Here is a 21,655-nt window from a genome sequence, read left to right as displayed (position 1 = left end):
TTTAAAAAATCTATTAAACTATGTTCGAGAATTATCCAATCTCGATCATTCTCTTGGGCTGTACCTTCGCGTCTTCACGTTTTGGAAGGTTGATCATCAATACCCCTTCTTTGTACTCGGCCGAAATTTTGTCGGCTTCTACAGTATCAGGAAGGCTAAAGGCCCTTTTGAAGCTGGTATAGCTAAATTCGCGGCGGGTAAACCTTCCCCCGTTTTCCTTTTTCTCATTTTCCTTCTGTTCTTCCGCAGAAATGGTAAGCACTCCATTATCAAGCTCAAGGTTAAAATCTTGTTTTGCCATTCCGGGAGCTGCAAGTTCCAGCCTGAAAGCCTCATCATTTTCAGAGATATTCACAGCAGGAACGCTGGTACCAATACGGTTTATCCCTGAGTTTCCATTGTCCATCCAGTCTGCTTTAAACATATCATCAAAAATAGATGGAAGCCAGTTGTCGGTGTTTCTTTTAATAAGGTTCATAACTTTAATATTTTGAGATTAAACTATTTTAAATTTTCATTCGGTGTAAGTCAAATTAAATACCAATTGCATATTTAAGACTTTATGGCGCATTCTCAATAAAATTATATGTCATTTTGTCATTTTAAGAGGTTCAGGGCTGTTATTTATCTTACAGTTTATACCTCTCAAACTTCATTTTTAAATTCAGGTTGCTTACTTTTACAGCTCAAAATTCACCTATGCCTTTATCGAATAATGATATCTTCAAAAAGCTAAGAGTTGCTTTAAAACTACGGGATGAAGATATTGTTCACATCTGCTCCCTTGTTGATTTCAAGGTTACAAAAAGTGAAATTGGTGCGATCTTTCGAAGTGAAGACCACCCAAAATACATGGAGTGTGGAGACCAGTTTCTGCGGAATTTTTTGAACGGCCTGGTGATCTATAAACGCGGGCCAATGCCCAAAAAGGAAGACAAAAAATAGCCGATGGAAATTGTTGCGGAAAAAAGAATAGTTACGGCTGCCGAAGTTGACAGACTGAATCAAAAATACCGGAAACTCGACCTTCACGAAAGGATCGAGGAACTATACAAGGATTTTAACCTTGCCGAGGTGATGCTTACCAGCTCTTTTGCTGCCACGTCGGCTTTCCTTTTAAAATTATTTTCAGATGTTAACCGAGACCAGCTGGTATATTTTATTGATACCGGATACCACTTCGAGGAAACCCTGCAATACAGGCAAAAACTTACCGATCTATACGGACTCAATGTAAAATCTGTTAGCGCGCTAAAAGAAGAACACGAGTTTACACAAAGAGACAAAACCTGGGAAAAAGATCCCGATTTTTGCTGTCATATCAACAAGGTAAAACCCCTTGACCTGGTCAAGGCAAAGTATACTGTATGGGTGAGCGGACTCATGGAATGGCAAAGTGAACACCGCGCCAGCCTTAACATCTTTGAAAATCGCGGGGATATTTTGAAGTTCTATCCGCTCCTGGATGTTACCAAACAGGAAAGGGATGCGTTTATAGAAAAACACGATCTGCCTTTTCACCCGCTGGTGAAACAGGGATATCATTCCATTGGCTGTTCCCACTGTACTTCGCCGGGGGTTGAACGCTCGGGCCGCTGGAACAACAACCCAAAAACCGAATGCGGCTTACATTTATAAATAAATAACCCGGAGCGATTACTTCCGGGTTATTTATTTAAAATTCAGGAATTTGCTTAGCTCATCCTCTTCACTACAGTGAGTTCGTAGATCTTACCTTTCATCCAGGCTTCGGGCAATTGTTCATTAGACAACTCCTTTAAAATGTACGAATTCACCTCCTCATTAGAAGAAGACACCTGGAGACTCTGGAACTTTTGATCTTCAGAAACAGAAAAGAAAATTGTGACTTCAAGCGGTTCACATTGATTGGCTAATTCCAGGTTCTCAAGCATTCTTTCAATTTCAACAGAAACAGAATCGGGATTTGCGAGGTTCCTGATCTCTTTTGCTGAAACAGATGAAGAAATAACTAAGGCAAACATTACTAGCAACAGATTTAATTTTTTCATGACGTTCGTTTTTAGATTAATTGATGGTTTTTGATGATTGATGATTTACTATAAAGACTTCCTAAAATCCTGATTGTTACAGGTTAGAATAATTTTAACAAAATTTTGGCTGTTCTAAATGTAAGGTCTCTAATTTTGCTGCTCTTCAAAATTTGAAAGTGCATTCATAAAAAAATCCGGGCATATACCCGGATTTTTTTTATCTCGTTGCCTGAACTTTTACCGGCAACTCGTAGACCTTTTCAGAGTCCCACGAATCACCGTGCAGCTTTTGATTGGTAAGGCGCTTCTTCAGGAAAGCATTGACCTCTTCGTTAGGGGATTCAATGAGGAGGATTCTTATCTTTCTGGATTCGGTTACTTCAAAGATCACGGTGGCGGTAAAATCTTCTTCAATGACGAGGCCCGAATCGGAGAGCATGCGTTCAATCTGGTAACTTATTGAACCTGTCTTTGCTTCAAAATCTACAGCAGAGTTGGCACCCGCAAAGGCAAAAGTCGATAAGCTTAGGGCAATAGCGGCTAAAAATAATTTACAAGTTTTCATAGTTGTTCGTTTTAAAGATTAATATTAATGGATTGATTGATGATTGTACTTTAAAGACTGTGAGTCAACTCATTTGTTACAGCTTTTTTTTATTTCTCTTCTTTTATGTGGCTTCGAAGTACTTCGGTTATGCAAAAACCTGCTTTAAAGTTCTTCTCCCCTCCCGCAATTTCTTCTGAAATAATCCCATATAAGCTCGTGATGACCACCGCAGCTTTAGTTTGTTTTCCGGAATAAAAGTATTTAAATTGCCATTCCTGAAGAAAGAAATCGGGTTATGGAAATGTTGCAGAATGTTTATCAAATCTGCAATCTGGAAAGTCTGAAGATTTTTTTCCGCAGGCGATATAAACGAAAAGACCCCGGAAATTTCCGGGGTCTTTCTATTTTAAGTTGCAGTTCTTTTAGGCAAGAACTTCCTGCACTTTATCTGCTGCTTCCTGGAATTCAACCGCACTGTAAACATCAAGCCCACTGTTGTCGATCAATTCTTTGGCAATATCGGCATTGGTTCCCTGCAGGCGAACAATGATAGGCACGTTTATAGTGTCTCCCATGTTCTTGTATGCGTCTACAATTCCCTGAGCCACACGGTCACATCTCACAATTCCTCCAAAGATGTTTACCAAAATCGCTTTTACTTTCTCATCTTTTAAGATAAGCCTAAAAGCCTCTTCCACTCTCTTTGCATCGGCAGTACCACCAACATCAAGGAAGTTTGCGGGTTCACCCCCGGCCTGCTTGATAAGGTCCATGGTCGCCATTGCGAGCCCTGCACCGTTAACCATGCATCCCACGTTTCCGTCGAGATCAACATAGTTAAGGCCAACTTTACGGGCTTCAACTTCAACCGGACTTTCTTCACGCACATCGCGCATCTCTGCGTAATCTTTATGGCGAAAAAGGGCATTATCATCAAGCGTTACCTTGGCGTCAACCGCCATGATCTTGTCGTCACTGGTCTTAAGTACCGGGTTGATCTCGAAAAGAGAAGAATCTGATTTTGCAAATGCTTCATAAAGTGCCATTACAAATTTGGTCATTTCTTTAAAAGCATTTCCGCTAAGGCCTAGGTTAAAAGCGATCCTTCTGGCCTGGAAAGGCAACAGTCCCGTAGCGGGATCAATCTCTTCATTAAATATCAGGTGAGGGGTTTCTTCAGCCACAGTTTCAATATCCATACCTCCTTCGGTAGAATACATGATCATGTTCTTACCTGTAGAACGGTTAAGAAGTACAGACATGTAGTATTCTTCAGGCTCGCTATCGCCGGGATAATAAACATCTTCGGCCACCAAAACCTGGTGTACTTTTTTACCTTCTGCAGAAGTTTGTGGCGTTACCAGGTTCATTCCAATAATCTGACCTGCAATTTCTTCCACTTCCTGTAGGTTCTTGGCAAGCTTTACCCCCCCGCCTTTTCCACGTCCACCTGCGTGCACCTGGGCTTTAATGACATGCCATCCAGTACCGGTTTGTTCGGTAAGTTTTTTTGCAGCCTCAACTGCCTCTTTTGCGTCCTGGGCAACAATCCCGCGCTGAGTGCGGACACCAAAGCTGCTCAAGATCTCTTTTCCCTGATATTCGTGTATGTTCATAATTAGGTGTTTCTTCAGTGTTCGTTAAGGTGCACAAAAGTAACAAATGTTAGAGGAATCTGCCAATCTTTTTAATTTCCCTCTCAAAAAGGGCAATTTTCCCTTATTTTTTTGTCCGCAGCCTGAATTCCCGAAAATCCAGCGGGTCATAATTCCTGAAGTGCCCGTTAAGCTCAATGACCTGTTTTGCCCGGTTCATTTCCTGAAGGATGGGGATGGTAATAGTGAGGTGGTTGATCAAAAATTCCTGCCTTGCCCTTTCTGAAGCAAGTTTCAGCAAAGCGTATTCCTGCTGAAGGGAAAGCCCTATTTTATGAGCCAGCGTATAGCTTTTGAAAGCCGCGACATCCACTTTGGGACGCGGCACTTCCAGGTGAACATAGAGTTCAAAAATGAGGTTTAGGAGCTGCTTTTTTAAGGCTTCGGAAGTATCTTCGCGCTCCGCCACAAATTCCACATTACCACCAGCATACATCTTTCCCGGCTCCTGCTGAAGAAACTCTTTGATCCTGAAAACCCTCGTTCCTTTACAAATAACATCCCTGGCACCGGTTTCATAACGCCGCACCGTTTCCACAAGCTCCATCTCTGTTCCGTAATCGAGCTGGTTTTCAATATAGGTGGGAATTCCAAACTTAATGCCTGTTGCCTCACAATCATCCAGAAGTTCCTTGTAACGGGGTTCAAAAATATGCAGGGGCAGGACCTCACCGGGATACACTACACTCTGTAAAGGAAAAAGGGCCAGCCTGGAAACCATAAATCATTGATTAACAATTGGAAATTACGAAAAAACTTTTTCTCGTCCCTGCTCAAACCTGCTAAATTTGCTGCATTTCTTCCTTTTATAAATAACAATTTGTTAGAATTGGTTAATTTTAGACAGGCGATAGACAAAAGCCGAAAATCCATTTTACTTTTGCGCCCTTAATATTGAATTTATGAACAACCAGGACCTTTTAGAAATTTCAGAAAAATTTGGCAGCCCTGTATATGTATATGATGCCGAAAAGATCATTTCACAGTACAACAGACTTACCAATGCTTTTAGCGGCGTAAAGAACCTTAGGGTGCACTACGCAGTAAAGGCGCTTTCTAACATTTCGGTGCTAGGCTTGTTCCGCCAGTTGGGTGCCGGGCTGGATACCGTTTCCATACAGGAGGTCAGACTAGGCCTGGAGGCCGGCGTAGAGCCCGAAAAAATAATTTACACCCCAAACGGGGTTTCTCTTGAAGAAATTGAAGCAGTGGCAAAGCTTGGCGTACAAATCAATATTGACAACCTCTCCATACTCGAACAATTTGGCACCCGTAATCCGGAAGTGCCGGTTTGTGTAAGGATCAACCCGCACGTCATGGCCGGCGGAAACACCAATATCTCTGTAGGCCATATAGATTCAAAATTCGGCGTTTCCATCCACCAGATACCGCACCTGCTGCGTATTGTAGAAAACACCGGGATGCACATTAACGGCATACATATGCACACCGGCAGCGATATACTGGATATTGAAGTATTTTTATATGCTTCGGAAATCCTTTTTGAAACTGCCCGCAATTTCAAAGACCTGGAATTTATGGATTTTGGCAGTGGCTTTAAAGTGCCTTATAAAGAAGGGGATATTGAGACGAATATTGAAGAATTGGGCGAAAAACTCACAGCAAAATTCAAATCTTTCTGTAAGGAATACGGCCGGGAGCTTACTTTAGCCTTTGAACCCGGAAAGTTCCTGGTAAGTGAAGCCGGAAAATTCCTGGCCAAAGTAAATGTCATCAAGCAAACCACTTCTACGGTTTTCGCAGGTGTAGACAGCGGTTTCAACCATCTTATTCGCCCCATGTTCTACGGCTCCAGGCACGAGATTCACAATCTTTCAAACCCCAATGGCAAAGAGAGATTCTACTCGGTAGTGGGTTACATTTGCGAAACCGACACTTTTGCGAGCAACCGCAGGATTTCCGAGATCAAAGAAGGAGATATTCTGGTTTTCAGCAACGCAGGGGCTTACTGCTATTCTATGGCCAGCAACTTCAATTCCCGCTACCGCCCGCCCGAAGTATTGTGGTATAAGGGCGAAGCTCACCTCATCAGAAAAAGGGAGGATTTTGAAGATATTTTGCGCGGGCAGGTAAAACTTGATCTTTCAGCATTACAAGAAACTGTTCAGGAATAACTTCAAGAAAAAAGCTGTCATTTTTTGCCATTTTTGAGAGAAAAGTGCGATTTTTCTTCAGAATAACCCGAAAAAGAGGTCTTTTTTTGCCTTTTTAAATCATTACTTTTAGGTTTGTGCTAAACCTAATTGAAAAACTATGATTTTACGTAAAATGAAGATTTTTAGCCTTCTATTCTTTATGATGCTGGGCACCTCAACTTTAATGGCACAAACTAATGTGACTGACCAGGAAATAGCGCAATTTGCGGTTACTTTTCAAAAGATGCGCATGATCAACCAGGAAGCCCAGAAGGATCTTAGCGAGCTGATCACCAAAGAAGGGATGGAAATAGCCAGGTTTAATACCATTCACCAGGCTCAAATGAATCCGGAAGCAAAAGCCGCCGACATTTCACCTGAAGAAAAGAAACAATACGATGCCATTATCGCACAGCTCAACGAAATGCAGGCAGGTTTCCGCCAGGAAATGGAAAGTATGATCAAAGAAAGCGGACTTTCATTGGAACGATATGAAGAAATTGCAAACCAGTTGCAAACTGACGCCCAGCTCCAGGAAAGAGTGAGGCAGGAACTTACCAACTAATTTCCGTTAAATATTAAATTCTAAAGCTGCTCAAAAATGACATTTTTGAGCAGCTTTTTTTATTCCTCCTCCTTCAGCTTATACACCTCTTTCCAATTCCAGCCGGCATATTTAAGGCTTGATGAAAACTGCTCGTCTACGGCTTTTTCATTCTTGAAGTAGTATCCGTGCTTCATCCAGTAGCTCCTGTAGGTTTTGAGCTCTTCTTCATTATGCTTTGCAGCCCCGGCATCTTCTAGCCCAAGTTCCAGGTACTTTTTGATCCCATTGAGAATTGCAGTTAGCTTTTTATATTGAACAGACTCCTGCCGCCAGTCGAGCCGAATGATCATAATTACTTCGTGAAGCCTTGCCAGTTGTAAAATAAGGGCCGACTCATGATTCTTGGAAAGAAAATAATTCGCCATGGGAAAGGCCAGGTAACTACTGGCATTTTGCAAAATTTGCTGCCTGAGGTCGCCGGCATTGGAAATAAGGTTTTCCAGATCTTCCTGTTGCTTATAAAAATTAAAGATCTCTTCCACATCTTTCCCCATGGTAGAAATGAGAAAGGAAAGCTGCTTCTTTTCGAGTACCGCATTGATCACGCTCAATAAATAAGTAAGCCCCGTAGTAATTAAGATGAAACCTGAAAAAGACAAAATTCCGGTGAGCACCCTGCTGGTATCGGTGCCCGGTACAAAATCCCCCACGCCCAAAGTAGAGAGAACGTAACCGGTGTAGTAGAACCTTTCGGGGACTGTGGCAGGCACCCCGGTGGTGCCATTCACCACCATGGAATCTTCGGCACTAAAAACCGCGTAGGTTCCTATGAAGAGCAGCAGCATCCAGAGAAAAGTGGTCAATAACAAATGTGTAATTCCGGAAAATTTAAAAATTGACCGGCTGCGGTTTTGAATCATGATACGGTTCAGGATCTGGTTTATAATTCTGGAGAAAATACCAAACCCGTTTCCGGAAAGGGTGGTGTGAAAAAAATCCAGGTAAGTAAATAAAATTATGGCGAGACCAATTACAATTTGAACTGTTTGCATGGTTTCTAAATTAATTAAAACGACCTTAAAAAAGTTTAATTCCGACTTAAACTTTTCTAAAGCCCCTGCTTATTTTTCTATCCGGCCGTTCATTTTCGTAAATTATTGTACAAAATACTGGAGATATGAAACTGGATAAGGAAAAAGAATACATCAAACCTCTGGAAAATGTGCAGCACCTGGACCCGCTCCTGGAGAAAATTGGAAATTCAAGATATGTGCTGTTGGGAGAGGCCAGCCACGGCACCCATGAGTACTACACCTGGAGAGCCGAAATTTCCAAACGGCTCATCAAAGAAAAAGGCTTCGATTTTGTGGCTGTTGAAGGTGACTGGCCAGATTGTTTTGAGATCAACCGCTGGGTAAAAGATTTTCCCGGCACGCCAGATCATATTGCCGATGTGCTGAAAGAGTTCAGGCGCTGGCCAACCTGGATGTGGGCCAACTGGGAAATTGCCGCATTTGCCCAATGGATGAAGAACCACAACAAAGACCTGGATCAAAAAAATAAAATCGGTTTCTACGGCCTTGATGTTTACAGCCTCTGGGAATCTATGGAGATCATAGTGAACTACCTCGAAAAAGAAGATCCTGAAGTTGCCGCCCTCGCACGGCGTACAGCCGATTGTTTTGAACCCTACCGAAAGAACGATTCGTATGTCACAGCCTACCGCGGACTTCAGCAAAAATGCCGCAATGAAGTAGTGCAGCTGCTGAAGGAAGTGAGGCAAAAAGCCTCGCAGTACGAGAATGAACCCGAAGCAGGCCTCAATGCCGAACTTAATTCCCTCGTCCTCAAAAATGCCGAAAAATACTACGAGGCCATGGCTCAATTTGACCATTCTTCCTGGAACGTGCGTGACAGCCACATGGTAGAAACCCTCAACAGGCTAACAGATTATCATGGGAAAGACGCTAAAGTGGTCGTTTGGGAACACAATACACACATTGGGGATGCCAGGGCTACTACTATGGCCGCACAAGGCCTGCACAACGTAGGGCAGCTGGTGAGGCAGCAGCACAGCGAGCAAGGGGTTTACCTGGTGGGTTTCGGCTCTTATGAAGGCAGCGTGGTTGCCGGGGATTTTTGGGGCGCCCCCATGAAAAGTATGGACCTGCCAAAAGGGATTGAAGGCAGTATAGAACGAAAGCTGCATACGCTGGGGGCCGAAAACAAATTGCTGCTTTTTGAGGAAGGCACCCATTTGCACAAAAAACTGCAGGACAAAATTGGACACCGTGCCGTGGGCGTGGTGTACGACCCACACCGAGAGCGGGGCAACTACGTTCCCTCAAAAATATCAAAAAGATATGACGCTTTTCTGTACATTGACAAAACCCGGGGGCTTCACCCGCTGCACCTGCAACCCAATGGCGCTAAAACTCCTGAAACCTATCCCTTCGGAATTTAATTTGTAACTATGAAGATAAAAATTTTAGGCACCCGAGGAAAAATAGAACCTAAAGCGGAAGGACACAGCCGCCATACAGGCTACCTGCTTGATGAAAAGATCTTAATAGACCTGGGCGAAGAAGCCTATCTGGAACATCATCCCGAAGCCATAATCTTCACCCATTTTCATCCCGATCATGCTTTTTTTGTTCCTGAAAAAGAAAAATTCACTCCCAAAATTGCCCTTTTTGGGCCCGAAGCTCACGAACTTATCCCAAATCTAAATGTCATTTCAGGAAAGTTTGAAGTCGAAGGTTATAGCTTCACCCCCATCCCCGTCATTCATGCACTTAAACTGAAATCCCTTGGCTACCTCATTGAAAAAGACGGAAAAAGGATCTTTATCACCGGAGATGTAGCCTGGATAGAAAAAGCACACCTGGCAGGTTTACCGCCCATAGATCTCGTGATCACTGAAGCCACTTTTATGAAGAAAGGCGGGCGCATCAACCGTAAAAAGGACAAAATCTTTGGCCATACCGGCGTGCCCGATCTTATTCGCTTACTATCTCCGCACGCTAAAAAAATAGCATTTTGCCACTATGGCGAATGGTTCTTTGAAAATCCTTCCGAAGAGAGCAGGAAAAAGATCAAAGCCCTCGAAGAAGAGGTAGAACTTATCCCGGCGCATGACGGGATGGAGTTGGAGGTCTAATTTGCCTGTTCAAAGAGTGCTTTTAGCTGCTGTGCATTTTTAGGCGCATGGGCGTGAATATCATTGTTGAAAAAGATATACACCTCATCAACACTGCTGTTGGTGATCTTTTTATGCCATGCCTCGAGTTCAGATCTTGAATAGAGGTGGTCGTACCAGTTTTTTCCCGTTCCGTGGAAACGCAGGTAACCGGTCTTCGCTGTGCTAATGAAATCATCGGGGAACTCGGGGCTGGAAATGGAACTAAAGATGATGTTGTGCTCCTTCAGAATTTCGTAGACTCCATCGTCATACCAGGAATCGTGGCGGAATTCAAGCACATTTTTAAGGCCGGGATCAAGGGTCTTACAGAATTCCCTGAGCTTGTCGTCATTGCGGTGCAGGTTTGGCGGCAACTGCCACAAGATGCAGCCCAGGTTTTTCTTCAGAAGCTTTGCCAGCTCTTCAAAATCTTTCACACTTTCGGAAACTTCCTTCAGCTTTTTGCGGTGTGTGATATAACGATGCCCTTTCAGGGTAAATTGAAAAGCTTTTTCTACAGTCTCTTTCCAGGATTTTAAAGTCTTTTCCCGCGGAAACCTGTAAAAAGTATTGTTGATCTCCACGCTGTCAAAAATGGAGGAATAGTACTCCAACCATTGGCGCTGAGGCATTTTTTCGGGATAAAAAGCCCCCCGCCATTCTTTATAATTATACCCGGAACAACCTATATGCAGCTTCATTTTTGCTCTTTTTGACAGGATGGGCAAAAGTAAGTGCTGCGGCCGGAGACCTTGATCTTTTTGACCTTCCCGTCACAGGCAGGGCAGCCGTCACCTTCTTTTCGGTGTTTGATAAGGTAGGAATCGGGAAAATCCTTTCGCACTCCCTCCTTTTCAATGGCAGTTTCAAGCACCTGCCTCATCTTCTTATACATTTGCTTCTTATTTGCTGCCGTAAGTGTGTTGGTTTTGGTCTTAGGGTGGATCTTACACTGGTACAGCATTTCGTCAGAATACAAATTGCCGATTCCGGCCAGTACATGTTGATCGGTTAACACTCCTTTAATGCTTCCGGTTTTACCTTCAAACAATTCAAGGAATTCGCCTTCTGATAGTTCAAGCGCATCCCGCCCCAGTTCCTTCTCCTGCCTGAAACCTTCAAAACTTTCAGCAATAAAGATCTTGCCCAGCTTCCTTTTGCATATAAACGCCAGGTGATCATTATCTTCAAAAGAAAAGACTATTTCTGAATATTTTGGCGGCTCCTGATTTTTGAAATACTCCAGTTTTCCTGTCATTCCAAAATGCAGCACCAGGGCCTTATCTCCCGTAGTTTCAATAAATAGGTACTTCCCCAACCTGCGGCTACACTTCAATCTTTTTCCTTTAAAAGCCTCTGTAAAGGCCTTTTTTGACGCCTGTAATCCGCCGGTATGTAAAAAATCGATTGCAGTGATTTTTTTGTTGAGCGATGTAGCATCGAGGTAATCTTTGTACAGCGTGATCTCGGGTAGTTCTGGCATAATGCATGATTTTTTACAGTTCCTTCAAATTAGCCAAAATCTGTAAAAGCACCCATCTTTTAAGAAATATTTCAAAGTATTTGATTGGGGATATTATAACTTATCACGGCAGGCTTAAGGAAATACCATGTATAAACCGCTCAAAAAATTACTTGCTTTACTGCTCCTGCTGTCTATATTGGCAGGAAATTGGGGCTGTGCCGCAAAAAAAGACATGAAAGAAGAAAAGATCGTTTACCAGGGCAATAAGATTATCCCAAAAAGTATACTACACGAGGCAAAAGTAGCGCTCTCCTACTACCCCGAACTCAAAGGTGTGGAAATTGAATTTAAATACAAGGAAAGCATCAAAAAATCTTTCATGCAGGCGCAGCCTAAAATTGCCAACCTTTTTAAAGGAAAGAACGACAGGAGCTACAACATCTTTATGAGCAGCAGGTTTCTTATTGAAAAAGAAGAGTTCTCTATGGCCGATGTGCCTTCCGAAGTCTTAATTGGCTGGCTGGGACATGAGCTGGGGCATGTTATGGACTACCGTGATAAATCGGCTATGGGGCTGGTGATTTTCGGGTTTAGGTATATTACTTCGGAAAACTACATCAAACAGGCCGAACGTGCTGCCGATACCTACGCCGTAAATGCCGGAATGAGCGAATACATTCTTGCTACCAAAGATTTTATCCTGAATAACTCCCACTTATCTGACACTTACAAAGAAAGGATCGCCCGCCTCTACCTTTCCCCCGAAGAGATCCTGGTACTTGTAAACAAACTCGAAGAAGAACAGCTGTAAAGGAGTAAGGATTATTGAATATTGAATATTGTTTATTGATTACTCTTGATTTATTGGTAATGGTTCATTGCTTACTGACAAATTCTTCCCAGGCTGCGAATTTTTCTTCATTCATCACCTTTTCCATTTTTACCTGTCCGCCTTTCTTTTTATTGGCTGCGCTCCAGGAAGTAAAAGTATCGGGAGAGGTCTTTACCACCTCAACGCCTTTTAAAGCTTTGTTCCTGGCCACAGCATAGTTTTTATTGGCTTCCTGCAGGGCCTTATCGAGGGCTGCTGCCAGTTCATTTTCATCAACTTCAGCTTCGGTGCCCAGGTACCACTTATGGATGTATTCCCCGTCCTTTTTAACTGCGGCCACAGTAAATTCGGGGATGGTGATGTTGAATTTTTGTTCCATTTCTTTAATGGCATCATTCATTTTGTTGACCGAAAGCTGGGAACCCACCACATTAAGGAAGAATTTTGTTCTACCCGTGATCCTTATTTCAAGACGGTCTACATCGGTGAATTTTATGGTATCGCCAATCACATACCGCCAGGCTCCCGAAACCGTACTAATCAACAGCACATAATCTTTTTCGGGCTCCACTTCTTCCAGCGGGAGTACAGGCGCACCGGCTTTTACGGAACCATCTTCTCCTATGTATTCAGGTTTAAAAGGCACAAATTCAAAGTAAATACCATTGTCTACCACCAGTTGCATGGAATGTGTTTGGGGCCGGGACTGGAATGCCATAAATCCTTCCGAAGCCAGGTAAGTATCTATCACCACCAGCGGCCGGGCCACAAGTTTATCGAAAGCTTTTTCGTAAGGTTCAAAAGCAACCCCGCCCGTAGAATATACCAGCAGGTTGGGCCAGATCTCATGAATATTGGAGGCCCCGTGGTATTCAATAATCTTTTTGAGCATGAGCTCTGTCCAGGATGGGATGCCGGTGAGGGCGCCAATATCCCAGTTTCTGGCCTCTTTTGCGATTTCCAGTACCCGCTCATCCCAATCTTCAATCTGGGAAATCTCCATACCGGGTTTGTAAAAATTACGAAACCAGAAAGGAATGTTGCTGGCACTAATCCCGCTTATTTCGCCTTCTTCGTGGTCTTCCACCTGCTTAAGGTCGGTTGAGCTGCCCAGCATCATGATCTCCTTCTGAAAAAAGTCGGAAGGCAGGTCGTAATTTGCCAGAGAAGCCACCTGCTTGATCCCGGTCTGGCGAATGGCCTCCACCATATCATCGGTAACGGGAATTCTCTTGCTCGATTTACCCGTGGTACCCGAACTAAGCGCAAAATAAGGTGGTTTGCCGGGCCAGGTCACATTTTCCTGGCCTTCGTGCATTTTGCCCCACCACTCGGCGTTGATTTTGTTGTAGTCAAAAATGGGAATTCGGCGGGCAAATTCTGCCTTTATATCATTGGCATCAAGAATCTCTTCAAAACCGTAATGCTGCCCAAAAGCAGTATTTTTGGCCCGGTTCAAAAGGTTTTTCAACACTTCGGCCTGCGCTTCATACGGTTTGGGGTCTGAAGTAACTGCATCGGTTACCTGTATAAGCCCTTTTATTATTGATCCTATTACTGCCATTGATTTCTTTTTGGCTGAAATTACTCAAAAGCTCAAAATTTGCCAGAAAATACAGGCGGAATTACCAAGATTTTAACCTTTAAGAAGGTTGGGGTTACTGCTGAATTTCTTCGGAAAAACTTCAGAAAAAAAGCTTTTCAATTTTGCCATTTTTGAGACCTTAGCGGCATGGACCTCAAACCAGATTACAAAGCCCTTCTCGATCTCGCCCATGCGAAGATGCATTTTGGCAAATACAAAGGCCGCTATCTTTCAGAACTACCTGAATTTTACCTGGTCTGGTTCAGGCAACAGGGATTTCCGAAGGGAAAAACCGGCGATCAACTACAGCAGGTACTGGACCTTAAGGTGAACGGGATGGAAGATATCCTGCGAAGCATTCGGAAAAAATACCCGCGATAATGCCATTTTTGAGGAGTTTCTGAAACATTTTATTCCTTAAAGTTTTGCTAACATATTATCCTGCAAATGGTTTCTTTTTCTTTTCTTCTTTGTAATTTAGCGCCCTGAATAAAAAGACGCACAAACATCTCTCTACAATGGCTGAAACCAAGTATATCTTTGTCACCGGCGGCGTTTCCTCATCGCTTGGAAAAGGCATTATTGCTGCTTCCCTGGCAAAATTACTGCAAGCGCGTGGGTACAAAACCACTATTCAGAAACTGGATCCTTACATCAACGTTGATCCCGGCACCCTCAACCCTTACGAACACGGCGAATGCTACGTGACCGAAGACGGGGCCGAAACCGATCTCGATTTGGGGCACTATGAACGCTTTCTCAACGTAAATACCTCCCAGGCCAATAATGTTACCACCGGCCGAATTTACCAGAGTGTGATTGAAAAAGAACGCCGCGGGGAATTTTTGGGGAAAACGGTGCAGGTCATTCCGCATATCACCAACGAGATCAAAGAGCGTGTGCAGCTACTTGGCAAGAACCACGAGTATGATATTGTGATCACCGAGATTGGCGGTACTGTGGGAGATATAGAATCGCTGCCATACATTGAGGCAGTGAGGCAGCTAAAGTGGGAACTGGGAGATGACAATGCGCTGGTGATTCACCTTACGCTGGTTCCGTTTCTTTCGGCAGCGGGCGAACTTAAAACAAAACCTACCCAGCACAGTGTAAAAACACTAATGGAAAGCGGACTGAGAGCCGATATCCTGGTATGCCGTACCGAACACGAACTCTCTGACGACATAAGGCGCAAGCTCGCACTTTTCTGCAACGTAAAACAGGAAGCCGTTATTCAATCTATAGACGCTTCTACCATTTACGACGTGCCTAACATGATGCTGCACGAAGGCCTGGATACGGTAACTTTGAAGAAGCTAAACCTTCCCGATGATACCACGCCCAACCTCACGCAGTGGAACGAATTTTTGAAGCGCCACAAAAACCCAAAACATGAAGTGACCATTGGCCTTATAGGCAAGTATGTGGAACTTCAGGATTCCTATAAATCTATACTGGAAGCTTTTATTCACGCAGGTGCCGCCAATGAGGTGAAGGTAAATGTGGAGAGCATACATTCAGAATTTATCAACCAAAGCACGATCCAGAACAAGATCTCCCACCTGGACGGGATTCTCGTGGCCCCGGGGTTTGGAGAACGCGGTGTGGAAGGCAAGATTGACGCCGTGCGTTTTGCAAGAGAGAACAAACTGCCATTTTTGGGAATTTGCCTGGGGATGCAAATGGCAGTGATCGAATTCGCCCGAAACGTGCTGCAACTTAAAAAAGCGAATTCTACTGAAATGGATCCCAACACTCCCCACCCGGTCATTGACCTTATGGAAGAGCAAAAGGATATCACCCATCTTGGAGGCACCATGAGATTGGGTTCATGGGAATGTAGCGTTAAAGATAACTCTACAGCGAAAGAAGTTTACGGCAGCAACCAGATCTTTGAGAGACACCGCCACCGCTACGAGTACAACAACCAGTACAGCACCCAGATGGAGTCTCACGGACTAAAAAGCACGGGGGTGAACCCCAAGACCAACCTGGTGGAAATTGTAGAAATAGAAGACCACCCATGGTTTGTGGGCGTACAGTACCACCCCGAATACAAGAGTACGGTAGCCAGCCCGCATCCTCTTTTTATAGCCTTTATTAAAGCTGCAAAAGAATATTCACAGAAAAAAAAGAATGCCAGCCTGGCACAGTAGCCTTTTTTGGCCACAATTTTGACAGGCAATGACTGCGGAAAGATCCGCGTTTATTAATTTTTATAATGGAAGAAAAAAAATTAGATATCAATTCCTTAATCGGTTTCCTGCTTATTGGGGGAATCCTGTTGTGGATGTTGTACATGAATCCTTCGGCTCCCGAAGTGGTGGAAGAACCGGCTAACGATGAGGTTGTAGTAACTCCCGATGCACAGGAAGAAGTACTGCCTTACAATGATGCAGTACAGGAGACAGATTCGGCAGCGGTAGCGCGGGCAGCAGCAAGGCTGGGCGCTTTTGGGTATTCGGCCACCCTGCCTTCGGCTTCAGAAAATACCACTTCGGTTGAAAACGATGTTCTCGCCCTGAGCTTCTCAAACAAAGGCGGATATCTTTCCGAAGCAAAAATGAAGAATTACAAGACCTTCGATTCTATACCTGTATACCTGGTAAAAGATGACAATGCCTCTTTTAACCTGAGTTTTTCAACTACTGACGGGAGAGTTCTAAATACTAAAGACCTTTATTTTGAGCCTACGGTAACCAAAAACGGGGAGAACACCATAGTTTCTATGAAACTAAAGGTTTCTCCGGAAGAATTCCTTGAGTACCGTTACGTGCTGAAACCCGGTGAGTACATGATGGATTTCACCGTACGCTCACAGGGCTTAAATGACGTACTGAATTCTTCGGCCCCTATAGTTCTCGACTGGAAACTGAAGGGTTACAGGCACGCAAAGAGTATTACTTATGAAAACAGGTACACAAAACTTGTTTACGAGTACGATGGCGGGGATGATTCATCTGTAACCGATGGTGAAGACGAAGAAAAGGATATTTCTTATGTCGCTTACAAGCAGCACTTCTTTACCTCTATCCTGCTTACCGACACCCCTTTTGAAACCGGAACTTTCAGGTCTGAAGACCTGGTAGAAGATGAGGAAGTAGACACCCTCTACACCAAGGCCTTTGCCTCAACCATGCCATTGCAGCTAGAGGGGGGAGAACTTAACTATAACATGAACTGGTACTATGGCCCAAGTGATTACAAGATCCTGAATGATTACGACAGGAACCTTGATGAGATCATGCCCTTGGGCTGGGGGATTTTTGGCTGGATAAACAGGTATTTCTTTATCCCTTTCTTTGCCTTTATCACCAACTACATGGGCTACGGGATTGCCATTATTGTAATGACCATTGCCATAAAGCTTTTGCTATCTCCCGTACAGTACAAACAGTACCTGTCTCAGGCAAAAATGAAGGTGCTAAGACCCGAGATCAACGAGCTCAACGAGAAGTACAAGGATAACCCAATGAAGAAGCAGCAGGAAACCATGAAGCTGTACAGTAAAGCCGGTGCCAGCCCTATGAGTGGTTGTTTGCCAGCTTTGATGCAGCTCCCGGTGTTCTATGCGCTTTTTATGTTCTTTCCCAGTGCGTTCCAGCTAAGGCAAAAAGGCTTCCTTTGGGCAGATGACCTTTCAAGTTACGATAAGATTGCAGAACTTCCGTTTTACATCCCGTTCTATGGAGACCATGTGAGTTTGTTCCCAATCCTGGCTTCTATCGCCATCTTCATTTATATGATGATGACTACCGGGCAGACCATGCAGAATGCACAACAGCCGGGAATGCCCAACATGAAATTCATCATGTACCTTTCCCCGCTCTTTATGTTGATCTTCTTCAACAACTATGCGAGCGGACTTTCCCTGTACTATCTAACCTCAAACCTTATCACTATTGGCATCATGCTGGTAATCAAGAACTTCATCATAGATGAAGACAAGATTCACGCACAGATCCAGGAGAATAAGAAGAAACCTAAAAAACAGGGGAAATTTGCACGTAAAATGCAGGAAATGATGGAACAGGCCGAAGAACAACAGAAGAAAAGCAAAAAGTAATTGACCTGGTATATAAATAAGAAGAGCCCGAAAATTTCGGGCTCTTCTGCATTAACTAAACCTATCAACAAATCACTAAATTACATAGCGGGTAATAAAACGGTGTCAATTACATGAACAACACCGTTATTGGCCTGTACATCTGTCACTATTATTTCTGAAGTTCTTCCGTTAGCATCTGTGACCACGGCACCATTGTCAAGATCAATGGTGAATGATTGTCCTGCAAGCGTGGCAACTTCCATATCGTCTGTAAGTGCCGATGATCTTACATTAGCACCGGCAACCACGTGGTAGCTTAAAACCGAAGCCAGGCCATCAGCCGGAATATCAGCTAATGAATTTAATTCAAGTTCTCCCAGCAAAGCTGCAAAAGCTTCATTGGTAGGGGCAAATACTGTAAATGGTGCAGGCTCATCTGTGCCCATTAAAGTACTTACAAAAGTAAAGTCATCTTCACGGGTAAGAGCGGCTACCAAATTGCTGAAAGTAGGGTCGGCAAGTGCAAAAGTCACCACGCTTGGCAAACCAATTACCTCGTCTACTGCATGTATCACCCCGTTGTCTACTTCAACATCTGCAGTAGTCACAGTGGCCACTCCGTTGATCATTACTCCGTTTTCTGTACTAATGTACATGGAAAGGTTTTCTTCGGAAGCACTTCCGGTGGCCATACTTTCAATATAACCAGTAGTAAGATCGGCAGCCATAATTTCCCCCATTTGCACATGGTTAAGCAATACCTGGGTAAGCAAATCTACCGGGACCTGAGAAAGGGAAGAAAATCCGTTGTCTTCAAGAAATGCAGCAAATGCATCATTGTCTGGAGCAAAAACGGTATAATTTTGAGTTCCATCCAGCGTTGAAGTAAGACCGGTAACCTCGAGCGCAGCCTCAAGGGAAGAATAATTGTCATTTGACGCTACAAAGTCGGCTATGGTGTTGGTCTCCACAACCGGAACGGCAGTATCATCGTCATCATCGCTACAGGCTGTAAAAGCCAGCACAAAAAACAGGCCTGCTGTTATTTTTTTTAAGTTCAATAAATGTTTCATTTGTAGTTATTTTTAAGTTACAAATCAAATGTAGAATAAAAGAAGAAACAATAATGTTTAAGTTTAGTTAATTTTTTTTAAACAAAAAATATGAAAGGAATTATAAGAGAAATCAGCCTGTGGTCATTATGCCTCCTGTTTACATTGATAAGCAGGGCTCAGGATGCGCTTAACACCTATGACAGCAATGGAAAAAAGCATGGAAGATGGGTAGAATATTATAACAACAACAAATCCCAACCCAAATATGAGGGCAGATTTGAACATGGAAAAAGAACAGGTTTGTTTAAATATTATCAAGAAGGATTAAAACAACCCGTAGCCGTGATGAACTTTGATCGCGGCTCCGGGTCGGTAAAAGCAAAATACCTGGCACAGGATGGCAGTACCATTAGTGAAGGTGAATTCACAGACCAAAAGCGCACCGGCCTATGGACTTACTACCACAAAGGATCTGATGCCGTTATGATGACCGAAAATTATGTTGCGGGAAAATTACATGGGCAGAAAAAGGTCTATTACGAGAATGGGCAGCTCGCCGAAGAAGCTGCTTACAGCAAAGGAGAACTCAACGGCCCCCGAAAACTGTACTCAGTAAAGGGCGTAGTGCTGGAAGACCTTCTCTATGAAAACGGAAAACTTCACGGCCCGGCAAAGATTTACAACGGCAAGGGAGAACTTTTAAGCGAAGGCCTCTATCGCAATGACAAACACCACGGCACCTGGAAATATTATGAAAACGGATCGTTTAAAGAAGAAAAAGAATTTTAGGCATACCCAGCTCTTTTAAGATTTAATATATTTACACAAACCCAAAAAGAACATTTATGAAAAAGTACCTATTTCTATTATCGGCATTTGCATTGATATTTTTCACCTCCTGTAGCAGCGATGACGACGGCGGCGGAGCTGACGACCCAATCATAGGCACCTGGACTCTCGTTGAAGCCAGCGCCTTTGAGATAGGAGGCTGCACAGAAGAATCTTTTGTTACTCTAAAAAAAGGAAATACCGGAAGTGCCACATTTTATCTCCCCCAGGCTAACTGCACGCCTCAGAGCTCCTCAGGGGAATGGCAAAATCTGGGTAACTCACGTTACAAACTGGCCGTACCGGTTATTGGAGCTGTTGAAGGCGACGTGACCTTTACCGGTGATGATAGCTTTACATTCCAAACTTCCTCAACAGGCAGTTTTTCTTTCGAAAAACAGTAGTAAATTTCTATGCTACCATAAATCAAGCGGCTTACCTAAGTCGCTTTTTTTATATGATGGACCTTAACCTGCAAGTTCTCAAAAGTGACAAATTTTCCGTATTTTTGCGCCCTAATTGAAGACCTTTAAAAGGGAGGAAAAGCGTATGAAAAGAGTAGTTGTAGGTCTATCGGGCGGGGTAGATTCAAGTGTTGCAGCCTATCTTTTAAAAGAGCAGGGCTATGAAGTGATTGGCTTGTTCATGAAGAACTGGCATGATGAAGGCGTAACCATCTCTAAAGAATGCCCGTGGCTCGATGATTCCAACGATGCAATGCTGGTGGCCGAAAAACTCGGAATTCCATTCCAGACTGTAGACCTTAGTGCCGAATACAAAGAGCGCATCGTAGACTACATGTTCAATGAATACGAACGTGGCCGCACGCCAAACCCTGATGTGCTTTGTAACCGGGAGATCAAGTTTGATGTCTTTATGAAGATCGCCCTTTCCCTGGGGGCCGATTTTGTAGCTACCGGCCACTATTGCCGCAAAGCAGAGACCGCAGTTGATGGCAAACCTGTTTACAGGCTGCTTTCGGGAAAGGACAAAAATAAAGACCAGTCTTATTTTCTTTGCCAGCTTTCACAGGAGCAGCTGGCAAAAACGCTGTTTCCTATTGGCGAACTTCAAAAAAGCGAGGTGCGAAAAATTGCTGCGGAACAGGATCTTGTCACTGCGGAAAAAAAGGATTCACAAGGCCTTTGCTTCATCGGAAAAGTAAGGCTCCCTGAATTCCTTCAGCAGAAGTTGCAGCCTAAAGAAGGTGATATCGTGGAAATCCCGGCTTCAGAAGAAAAATTTCAGTTAGAAACTAAAGAATTTCAGAATAAACAGGAAGAACTGGAATTCATGTCCAGAAAATACACTTACCAGCCTTCCGAAGGTAAAAAAGTAGGCCGCCACCAGGGGGCACATTATTTTACCAAAGGTCAGCGTAAAGGACTCGCCGTGGGCGGTACTCCCGAACCTTTGTTCGTGATTGAAACCGATGTGGATGAAAACGTGATCTACACCGGGCAGGGCAAAGATCACCCCGGAATTTACCGGCGCGGACTTTTCATTTCTCCCGATGAAATTCACTGGGTGCGCCCAGATTTGAAGCTGGAAGCCGATGAAGAAATGCGCGTAAAAGCCCGTATTCGTTACAGGCAGGAGCTTCAGGAGGCAAAACTCTACCAAACAGAGAATGGTCTTTATGTCATTTTTGACACCCCACAACCTTCCATCACCGAAGGGCAATTCGTGGCCTGGCACCTGGATGATGAGTTGATTGGATCGGGGGTAATTTCTTAAATTTGAA

The 21,655-nt window shown here is 43.7% G+C and carries 23 protein-coding genes; 13 read left to right on the top strand and 10 right to left on the bottom strand.

From position 1 onward, the window contains the following. Positions 1-31: 31 nt before the first annotated feature. Entirely contained in the window at positions 32-478 is a 447-nt protein-coding gene (locus tag JRG66_RS12780; RefSeq protein WP_265163156.1) for an Hsp20/alpha crystallin family protein, read from the bottom strand. A gap of 221 nt (positions 479-699) precedes the next feature. On the opposite strand from JRG66_RS12780, the gene JRG66_RS12775 reads away from it, so the two are divergent. Then, entirely contained in the window at positions 700-945 is a 246-nt protein-coding gene (locus JRG66_RS12775; protein ID WP_168136812.1) for a DUF1456 family protein, read from the top strand. Between the two features lie 3 nt (positions 946-948). After that, entirely contained in the window at positions 949-1,638 is a 690-nt protein-coding gene (locus tag JRG66_RS12770) for a phosphoadenylyl-sulfate reductase (RefSeq protein ID WP_265163155.1), read from the top strand. Positions 1,639-1,694: 56 nt separating this feature from the next. Here JRG66_RS12770 and JRG66_RS12765 read toward each other — a convergent pair whose 3' ends face one another. From JRG66_RS12765 to JRG66_RS12750, 4 genes are all read right to left on the bottom strand, one after another. Then, complete coding sequence (locus tag JRG66_RS12765) at positions 1,695-2,030, bottom strand: hypothetical protein (protein ID WP_265163154.1); 336 nt, start codon at positions 2,028-2,030, stop codon at positions 1,695-1,697. A 199-nt stretch (positions 2,031-2,229) separates the two neighbouring features. Next, complete coding sequence (locus JRG66_RS12760; RefSeq protein WP_265163153.1) at positions 2,230-2,577, bottom strand: hypothetical protein; 348 nt, start codon at positions 2,575-2,577, stop codon at positions 2,230-2,232. Positions 2,578-2,981: 404 nt separating this feature from the next. Next, the gene (gene sucC / locus JRG66_RS12755; RefSeq protein WP_265163152.1) at positions 2,982-4,175 is read right to left on the bottom strand and encodes an ADP-forming succinate--CoA ligase subunit beta; all 1,194 of its coding nucleotides are present in this window, start codon (positions 4,173-4,175) and stop codon (positions 2,982-2,984) included. A 103-nt stretch (positions 4,176-4,278) separates the two neighbouring features. After that, the gene (locus JRG66_RS12750) at positions 4,279-4,935 is read right to left on the bottom strand and encodes an LON peptidase substrate-binding domain-containing protein (RefSeq protein ID WP_265163151.1); all 657 of its coding nucleotides are present in this window, start codon (positions 4,933-4,935) and stop codon (positions 4,279-4,281) included. 181 nt (positions 4,936-5,116) lie between these two features. Between JRG66_RS12750 and lysA the strand changes: the two genes are divergently transcribed. Beyond that, on the top strand, positions 5,117-6,349 hold the full coding sequence (lysA, locus tag JRG66_RS12745; RefSeq protein WP_265163150.1) for a diaminopimelate decarboxylase: 1,233 nt from the start codon (positions 5,117-5,119) through the stop codon (positions 6,347-6,349). 139 nt (positions 6,350-6,488) lie between these two features. After that, positions 6,489-6,935 (top strand): DUF4168 domain-containing protein, encoded by a 447-nt coding sequence (locus JRG66_RS12740; protein ID WP_265163149.1) that lies wholly within the window; start codon positions 6,489-6,491, stop codon positions 6,933-6,935. A gap of 59 nt (positions 6,936-6,994) precedes the next feature. Here the strand turns inward: JRG66_RS12740 and JRG66_RS12735 are convergent, their stop codons facing one another. Then, on the bottom strand, positions 6,995-7,969 hold the full coding sequence (locus JRG66_RS12735; RefSeq protein ID WP_265163148.1) for a potassium channel family protein: 975 nt from the start codon (positions 7,967-7,969) through the stop codon (positions 6,995-6,997). Between the two features lie 125 nt (positions 7,970-8,094). On the opposite strand from JRG66_RS12735, the gene JRG66_RS12730 reads away from it, so the two are divergent. Together JRG66_RS12730 and JRG66_RS12725 are read left to right on the top strand one after the other, a co-directional pair. Then, positions 8,095-9,381: an erythromycin esterase family protein gene (locus JRG66_RS12730; protein ID WP_265163147.1), complete on the top strand. Its 1,287-nt coding sequence runs from the start codon at positions 8,095-8,097 to the stop codon at positions 9,379-9,381. A gap of 9 nt (positions 9,382-9,390) precedes the next feature. After that, on the top strand, positions 9,391-10,077 hold the full coding sequence (locus tag JRG66_RS12725) for an MBL fold metallo-hydrolase (RefSeq protein ID WP_265163146.1): 687 nt from the start codon (positions 9,391-9,393) through the stop codon (positions 10,075-10,077). Here JRG66_RS12725 and JRG66_RS12720 read toward each other — a convergent pair. Both JRG66_RS12720 and JRG66_RS12715 read right to left on the bottom strand, forming a co-directional pair. Continuing rightward, positions 10,074-10,799, bottom strand: a complete 726-nt coding sequence (locus JRG66_RS12720) for a DUF72 domain-containing protein (protein ID WP_265163145.1) — start codon at positions 10,797-10,799, stop codon at positions 10,074-10,076. The two genes, JRG66_RS12725 and JRG66_RS12720, sit on opposite strands and share 4 nt — an antisense overlap. Then, on the bottom strand, positions 10,796-11,581 hold the full coding sequence (locus tag JRG66_RS12715; RefSeq protein ID WP_265163144.1) for an Fpg/Nei family DNA glycosylase: 786 nt from the start codon (positions 11,579-11,581) through the stop codon (positions 10,796-10,798). The genes JRG66_RS12720 and JRG66_RS12715 overlap by 4 nt, the downstream gene beginning before the upstream one ends. A 127-nt stretch (positions 11,582-11,708) precedes the next feature. On the opposite strand from JRG66_RS12715, the gene JRG66_RS12710 reads away from it, so the two are divergent. Then, complete coding sequence (locus JRG66_RS12710; RefSeq protein ID WP_307726291.1) at positions 11,709-12,374, top strand: hypothetical protein; 666 nt, start codon at positions 11,709-11,711, stop codon at positions 12,372-12,374. Positions 12,375-12,438: 64 nt separating this feature from the next. On the opposite strand, the gene JRG66_RS12705 is transcribed toward JRG66_RS12710, so the two are convergent. Beyond that, on the bottom strand, positions 12,439-13,959 hold the full coding sequence (locus JRG66_RS12705) for a GH3 family acyl-acid amido synthetase (protein ID WP_265163143.1): 1,521 nt from the start codon (positions 13,957-13,959) through the stop codon (positions 12,439-12,441). Positions 13,960-14,127: 168 nt separating this feature from the next. Here JRG66_RS12705 and JRG66_RS12700 point away from each other — a divergent pair, with 168 nt between their 5' ends. The 3 genes from JRG66_RS12700 (at position 14,128) to yidC (ending at position 18,046) form a co-directional block, all read left to right on the top strand. Continuing rightward, positions 14,128-14,361, top strand: coding sequence for a DUF3820 family protein (locus tag JRG66_RS12700; RefSeq protein WP_265163142.1), 234 nt, complete (start codon positions 14,128-14,130; stop codon positions 14,359-14,361). 137 nt (positions 14,362-14,498) lie between these two features. After that, entirely contained in the window at positions 14,499-16,136 is a 1,638-nt protein-coding gene (gene pyrG, locus JRG66_RS12695; RefSeq protein WP_265163141.1) for a CTP synthase, read from the top strand. Between the two features lie 65 nt (positions 16,137-16,201). Next, a complete protein-coding gene (gene yidC / locus JRG66_RS12690; protein WP_265163140.1) occupies positions 16,202-18,046 on the top strand; it encodes a membrane protein insertase YidC in 1,845 nt (614 codons plus the stop codon). 80 nt (positions 18,047-18,126) lie between these two features. On the opposite strand, the gene JRG66_RS12685 is transcribed toward yidC, so the two are convergent. Then, positions 18,127-19,101, bottom strand: coding sequence for a fasciclin domain-containing protein (locus JRG66_RS12685; protein ID WP_265163139.1), 975 nt, complete (start codon positions 19,099-19,101; stop codon positions 18,127-18,129). 90 nt (positions 19,102-19,191) lie between these two features. Between JRG66_RS12685 and JRG66_RS12680 the strand changes: the two genes are divergently transcribed. The 3 genes from JRG66_RS12680 to mnmA all read left to right on the top strand — a co-directional run bounded on the left by JRG66_RS12680 (position 19,192) and on the right by mnmA (position 21,648). Then, a complete protein-coding gene (locus tag JRG66_RS12680) occupies positions 19,192-19,872 on the top strand; it encodes a toxin-antitoxin system YwqK family antitoxin (protein WP_265163138.1) in 681 nt (226 codons plus the stop codon). Between the two features lie 56 nt (positions 19,873-19,928). Further along, a complete protein-coding gene (locus JRG66_RS12675; protein WP_265163137.1) occupies positions 19,929-20,315 on the top strand; it encodes a hypothetical protein in 387 nt (128 codons plus the stop codon). Positions 20,316-20,460: 145 nt separating this feature from the next. After that, complete coding sequence (gene mnmA, locus JRG66_RS12670; protein ID WP_265163136.1) at positions 20,461-21,648, top strand: tRNA 2-thiouridine(34) synthase MnmA; 1,188 nt, start codon at positions 20,461-20,463, stop codon at positions 21,646-21,648. Positions 21,649-21,655: the final 7 nt, after the last annotated feature.

Origin of the sequence: Salinimicrobium tongyeongense (assembly GCF_026109735.1) — a bacterium.
GTDB lineage: Bacteria > Bacteroidota > Bacteroidia > Flavobacteriales > Flavobacteriaceae > Salinimicrobium > Salinimicrobium tongyeongense.
Note: the sequence above shows the minus strand (reverse complement) of the source record. Positions and strands in the feature narration are given on the sequence as shown.

What these genes read in the sequence shown, in the direction of transcription:
- JRG66_RS12780 (WP_265163156.1), bottom strand. Translation starts at nt 478, where the DNA reads ATGAACCTTATTAAAAGAAACACCGACAACTGGCTTCCATCTATTTTT.
- JRG66_RS12775 (WP_168136812.1), top strand. Translation starts at nt 700, where the DNA reads ATGCCTTTATCGAATAATGATATCTTCAAAAAGCTAAGAGTTGCTTTA.
- JRG66_RS12770 (WP_265163155.1), top strand. Translation starts at nt 949, where the DNA reads ATGGAAATTGTTGCGGAAAAAAGAATAGTTACGGCTGCCGAAGTTGAC.
- JRG66_RS12765 (WP_265163154.1), bottom strand. Translation starts at nt 2,030, where the DNA reads ATGAAAAAATTAAATCTGTTGCTAGTAATGTTTGCCTTAGTTATTTCT.
- JRG66_RS12760 (WP_265163153.1), bottom strand. Translation starts at nt 2,577, where the DNA reads ATGAAAACTTGTAAATTATTTTTAGCCGCTATTGCCCTAAGCTTATCG.
- sucC (WP_265163152.1), bottom strand. Translation starts at nt 4,175, where the DNA reads ATGAACATACACGAATATCAGGGAAAAGAGATCTTGAGCAGCTTTGGT.
- JRG66_RS12750 (WP_265163151.1), bottom strand. Translation starts at nt 4,935, where the DNA reads ATGGTTTCCAGGCTGGCCCTTTTTCCTTTACAGAGTGTAGTGTATCCC.
- lysA (WP_265163150.1), top strand. Translation starts at nt 5,117, where the DNA reads ATGAACAACCAGGACCTTTTAGAAATTTCAGAAAAATTTGGCAGCCCT.
- JRG66_RS12740 (WP_265163149.1), top strand. Translation starts at nt 6,489, where the DNA reads ATGATTTTACGTAAAATGAAGATTTTTAGCCTTCTATTCTTTATGATG.
- JRG66_RS12735 (WP_265163148.1), bottom strand. Translation starts at nt 7,969, where the DNA reads ATGCAAACAGTTCAAATTGTAATTGGTCTCGCCATAATTTTATTTACT.
- JRG66_RS12730 (WP_265163147.1), top strand. Translation starts at nt 8,095, where the DNA reads ATGAAACTGGATAAGGAAAAAGAATACATCAAACCTCTGGAAAATGTG.
- JRG66_RS12725 (WP_265163146.1), top strand. Translation starts at nt 9,391, where the DNA reads ATGAAGATAAAAATTTTAGGCACCCGAGGAAAAATAGAACCTAAAGCG.
- JRG66_RS12720 (WP_265163145.1), bottom strand. Translation starts at nt 10,799, where the DNA reads ATGAAGCTGCATATAGGTTGTTCCGGGTATAATTATAAAGAATGGCGG.
- JRG66_RS12715 (WP_265163144.1), bottom strand. Translation starts at nt 11,581, where the DNA reads ATGCCAGAACTACCCGAGATCACGCTGTACAAAGATTACCTCGATGCT.
- JRG66_RS12710 (WP_307726291.1), top strand. Translation starts at nt 11,709, where the DNA reads ATGTATAAACCGCTCAAAAAATTACTTGCTTTACTGCTCCTGCTGTCT.
- JRG66_RS12705 (WP_265163143.1), bottom strand. Translation starts at nt 13,959, where the DNA reads ATGGCAGTAATAGGATCAATAATAAAAGGGCTTATACAGGTAACCGAT.
- JRG66_RS12700 (WP_265163142.1), top strand. Translation starts at nt 14,128, where the DNA reads ATGGACCTCAAACCAGATTACAAAGCCCTTCTCGATCTCGCCCATGCG.
- pyrG (WP_265163141.1), top strand. Translation starts at nt 14,499, where the DNA reads ATGGCTGAAACCAAGTATATCTTTGTCACCGGCGGCGTTTCCTCATCG.
- yidC (WP_265163140.1), top strand. Translation starts at nt 16,202, where the DNA reads ATGGAAGAAAAAAAATTAGATATCAATTCCTTAATCGGTTTCCTGCTT.
- JRG66_RS12685 (WP_265163139.1), bottom strand. Translation starts at nt 19,101, where the DNA reads ATGAAACATTTATTGAACTTAAAAAAAATAACAGCAGGCCTGTTTTTT.
- JRG66_RS12680 (WP_265163138.1), top strand. Translation starts at nt 19,192, where the DNA reads ATGAAAGGAATTATAAGAGAAATCAGCCTGTGGTCATTATGCCTCCTG.
- JRG66_RS12675 (WP_265163137.1), top strand. Translation starts at nt 19,929, where the DNA reads ATGAAAAAGTACCTATTTCTATTATCGGCATTTGCATTGATATTTTTC.
- mnmA (WP_265163136.1), top strand. Translation starts at nt 20,461, where the DNA reads ATGAAAAGAGTAGTTGTAGGTCTATCGGGCGGGGTAGATTCAAGTGTT.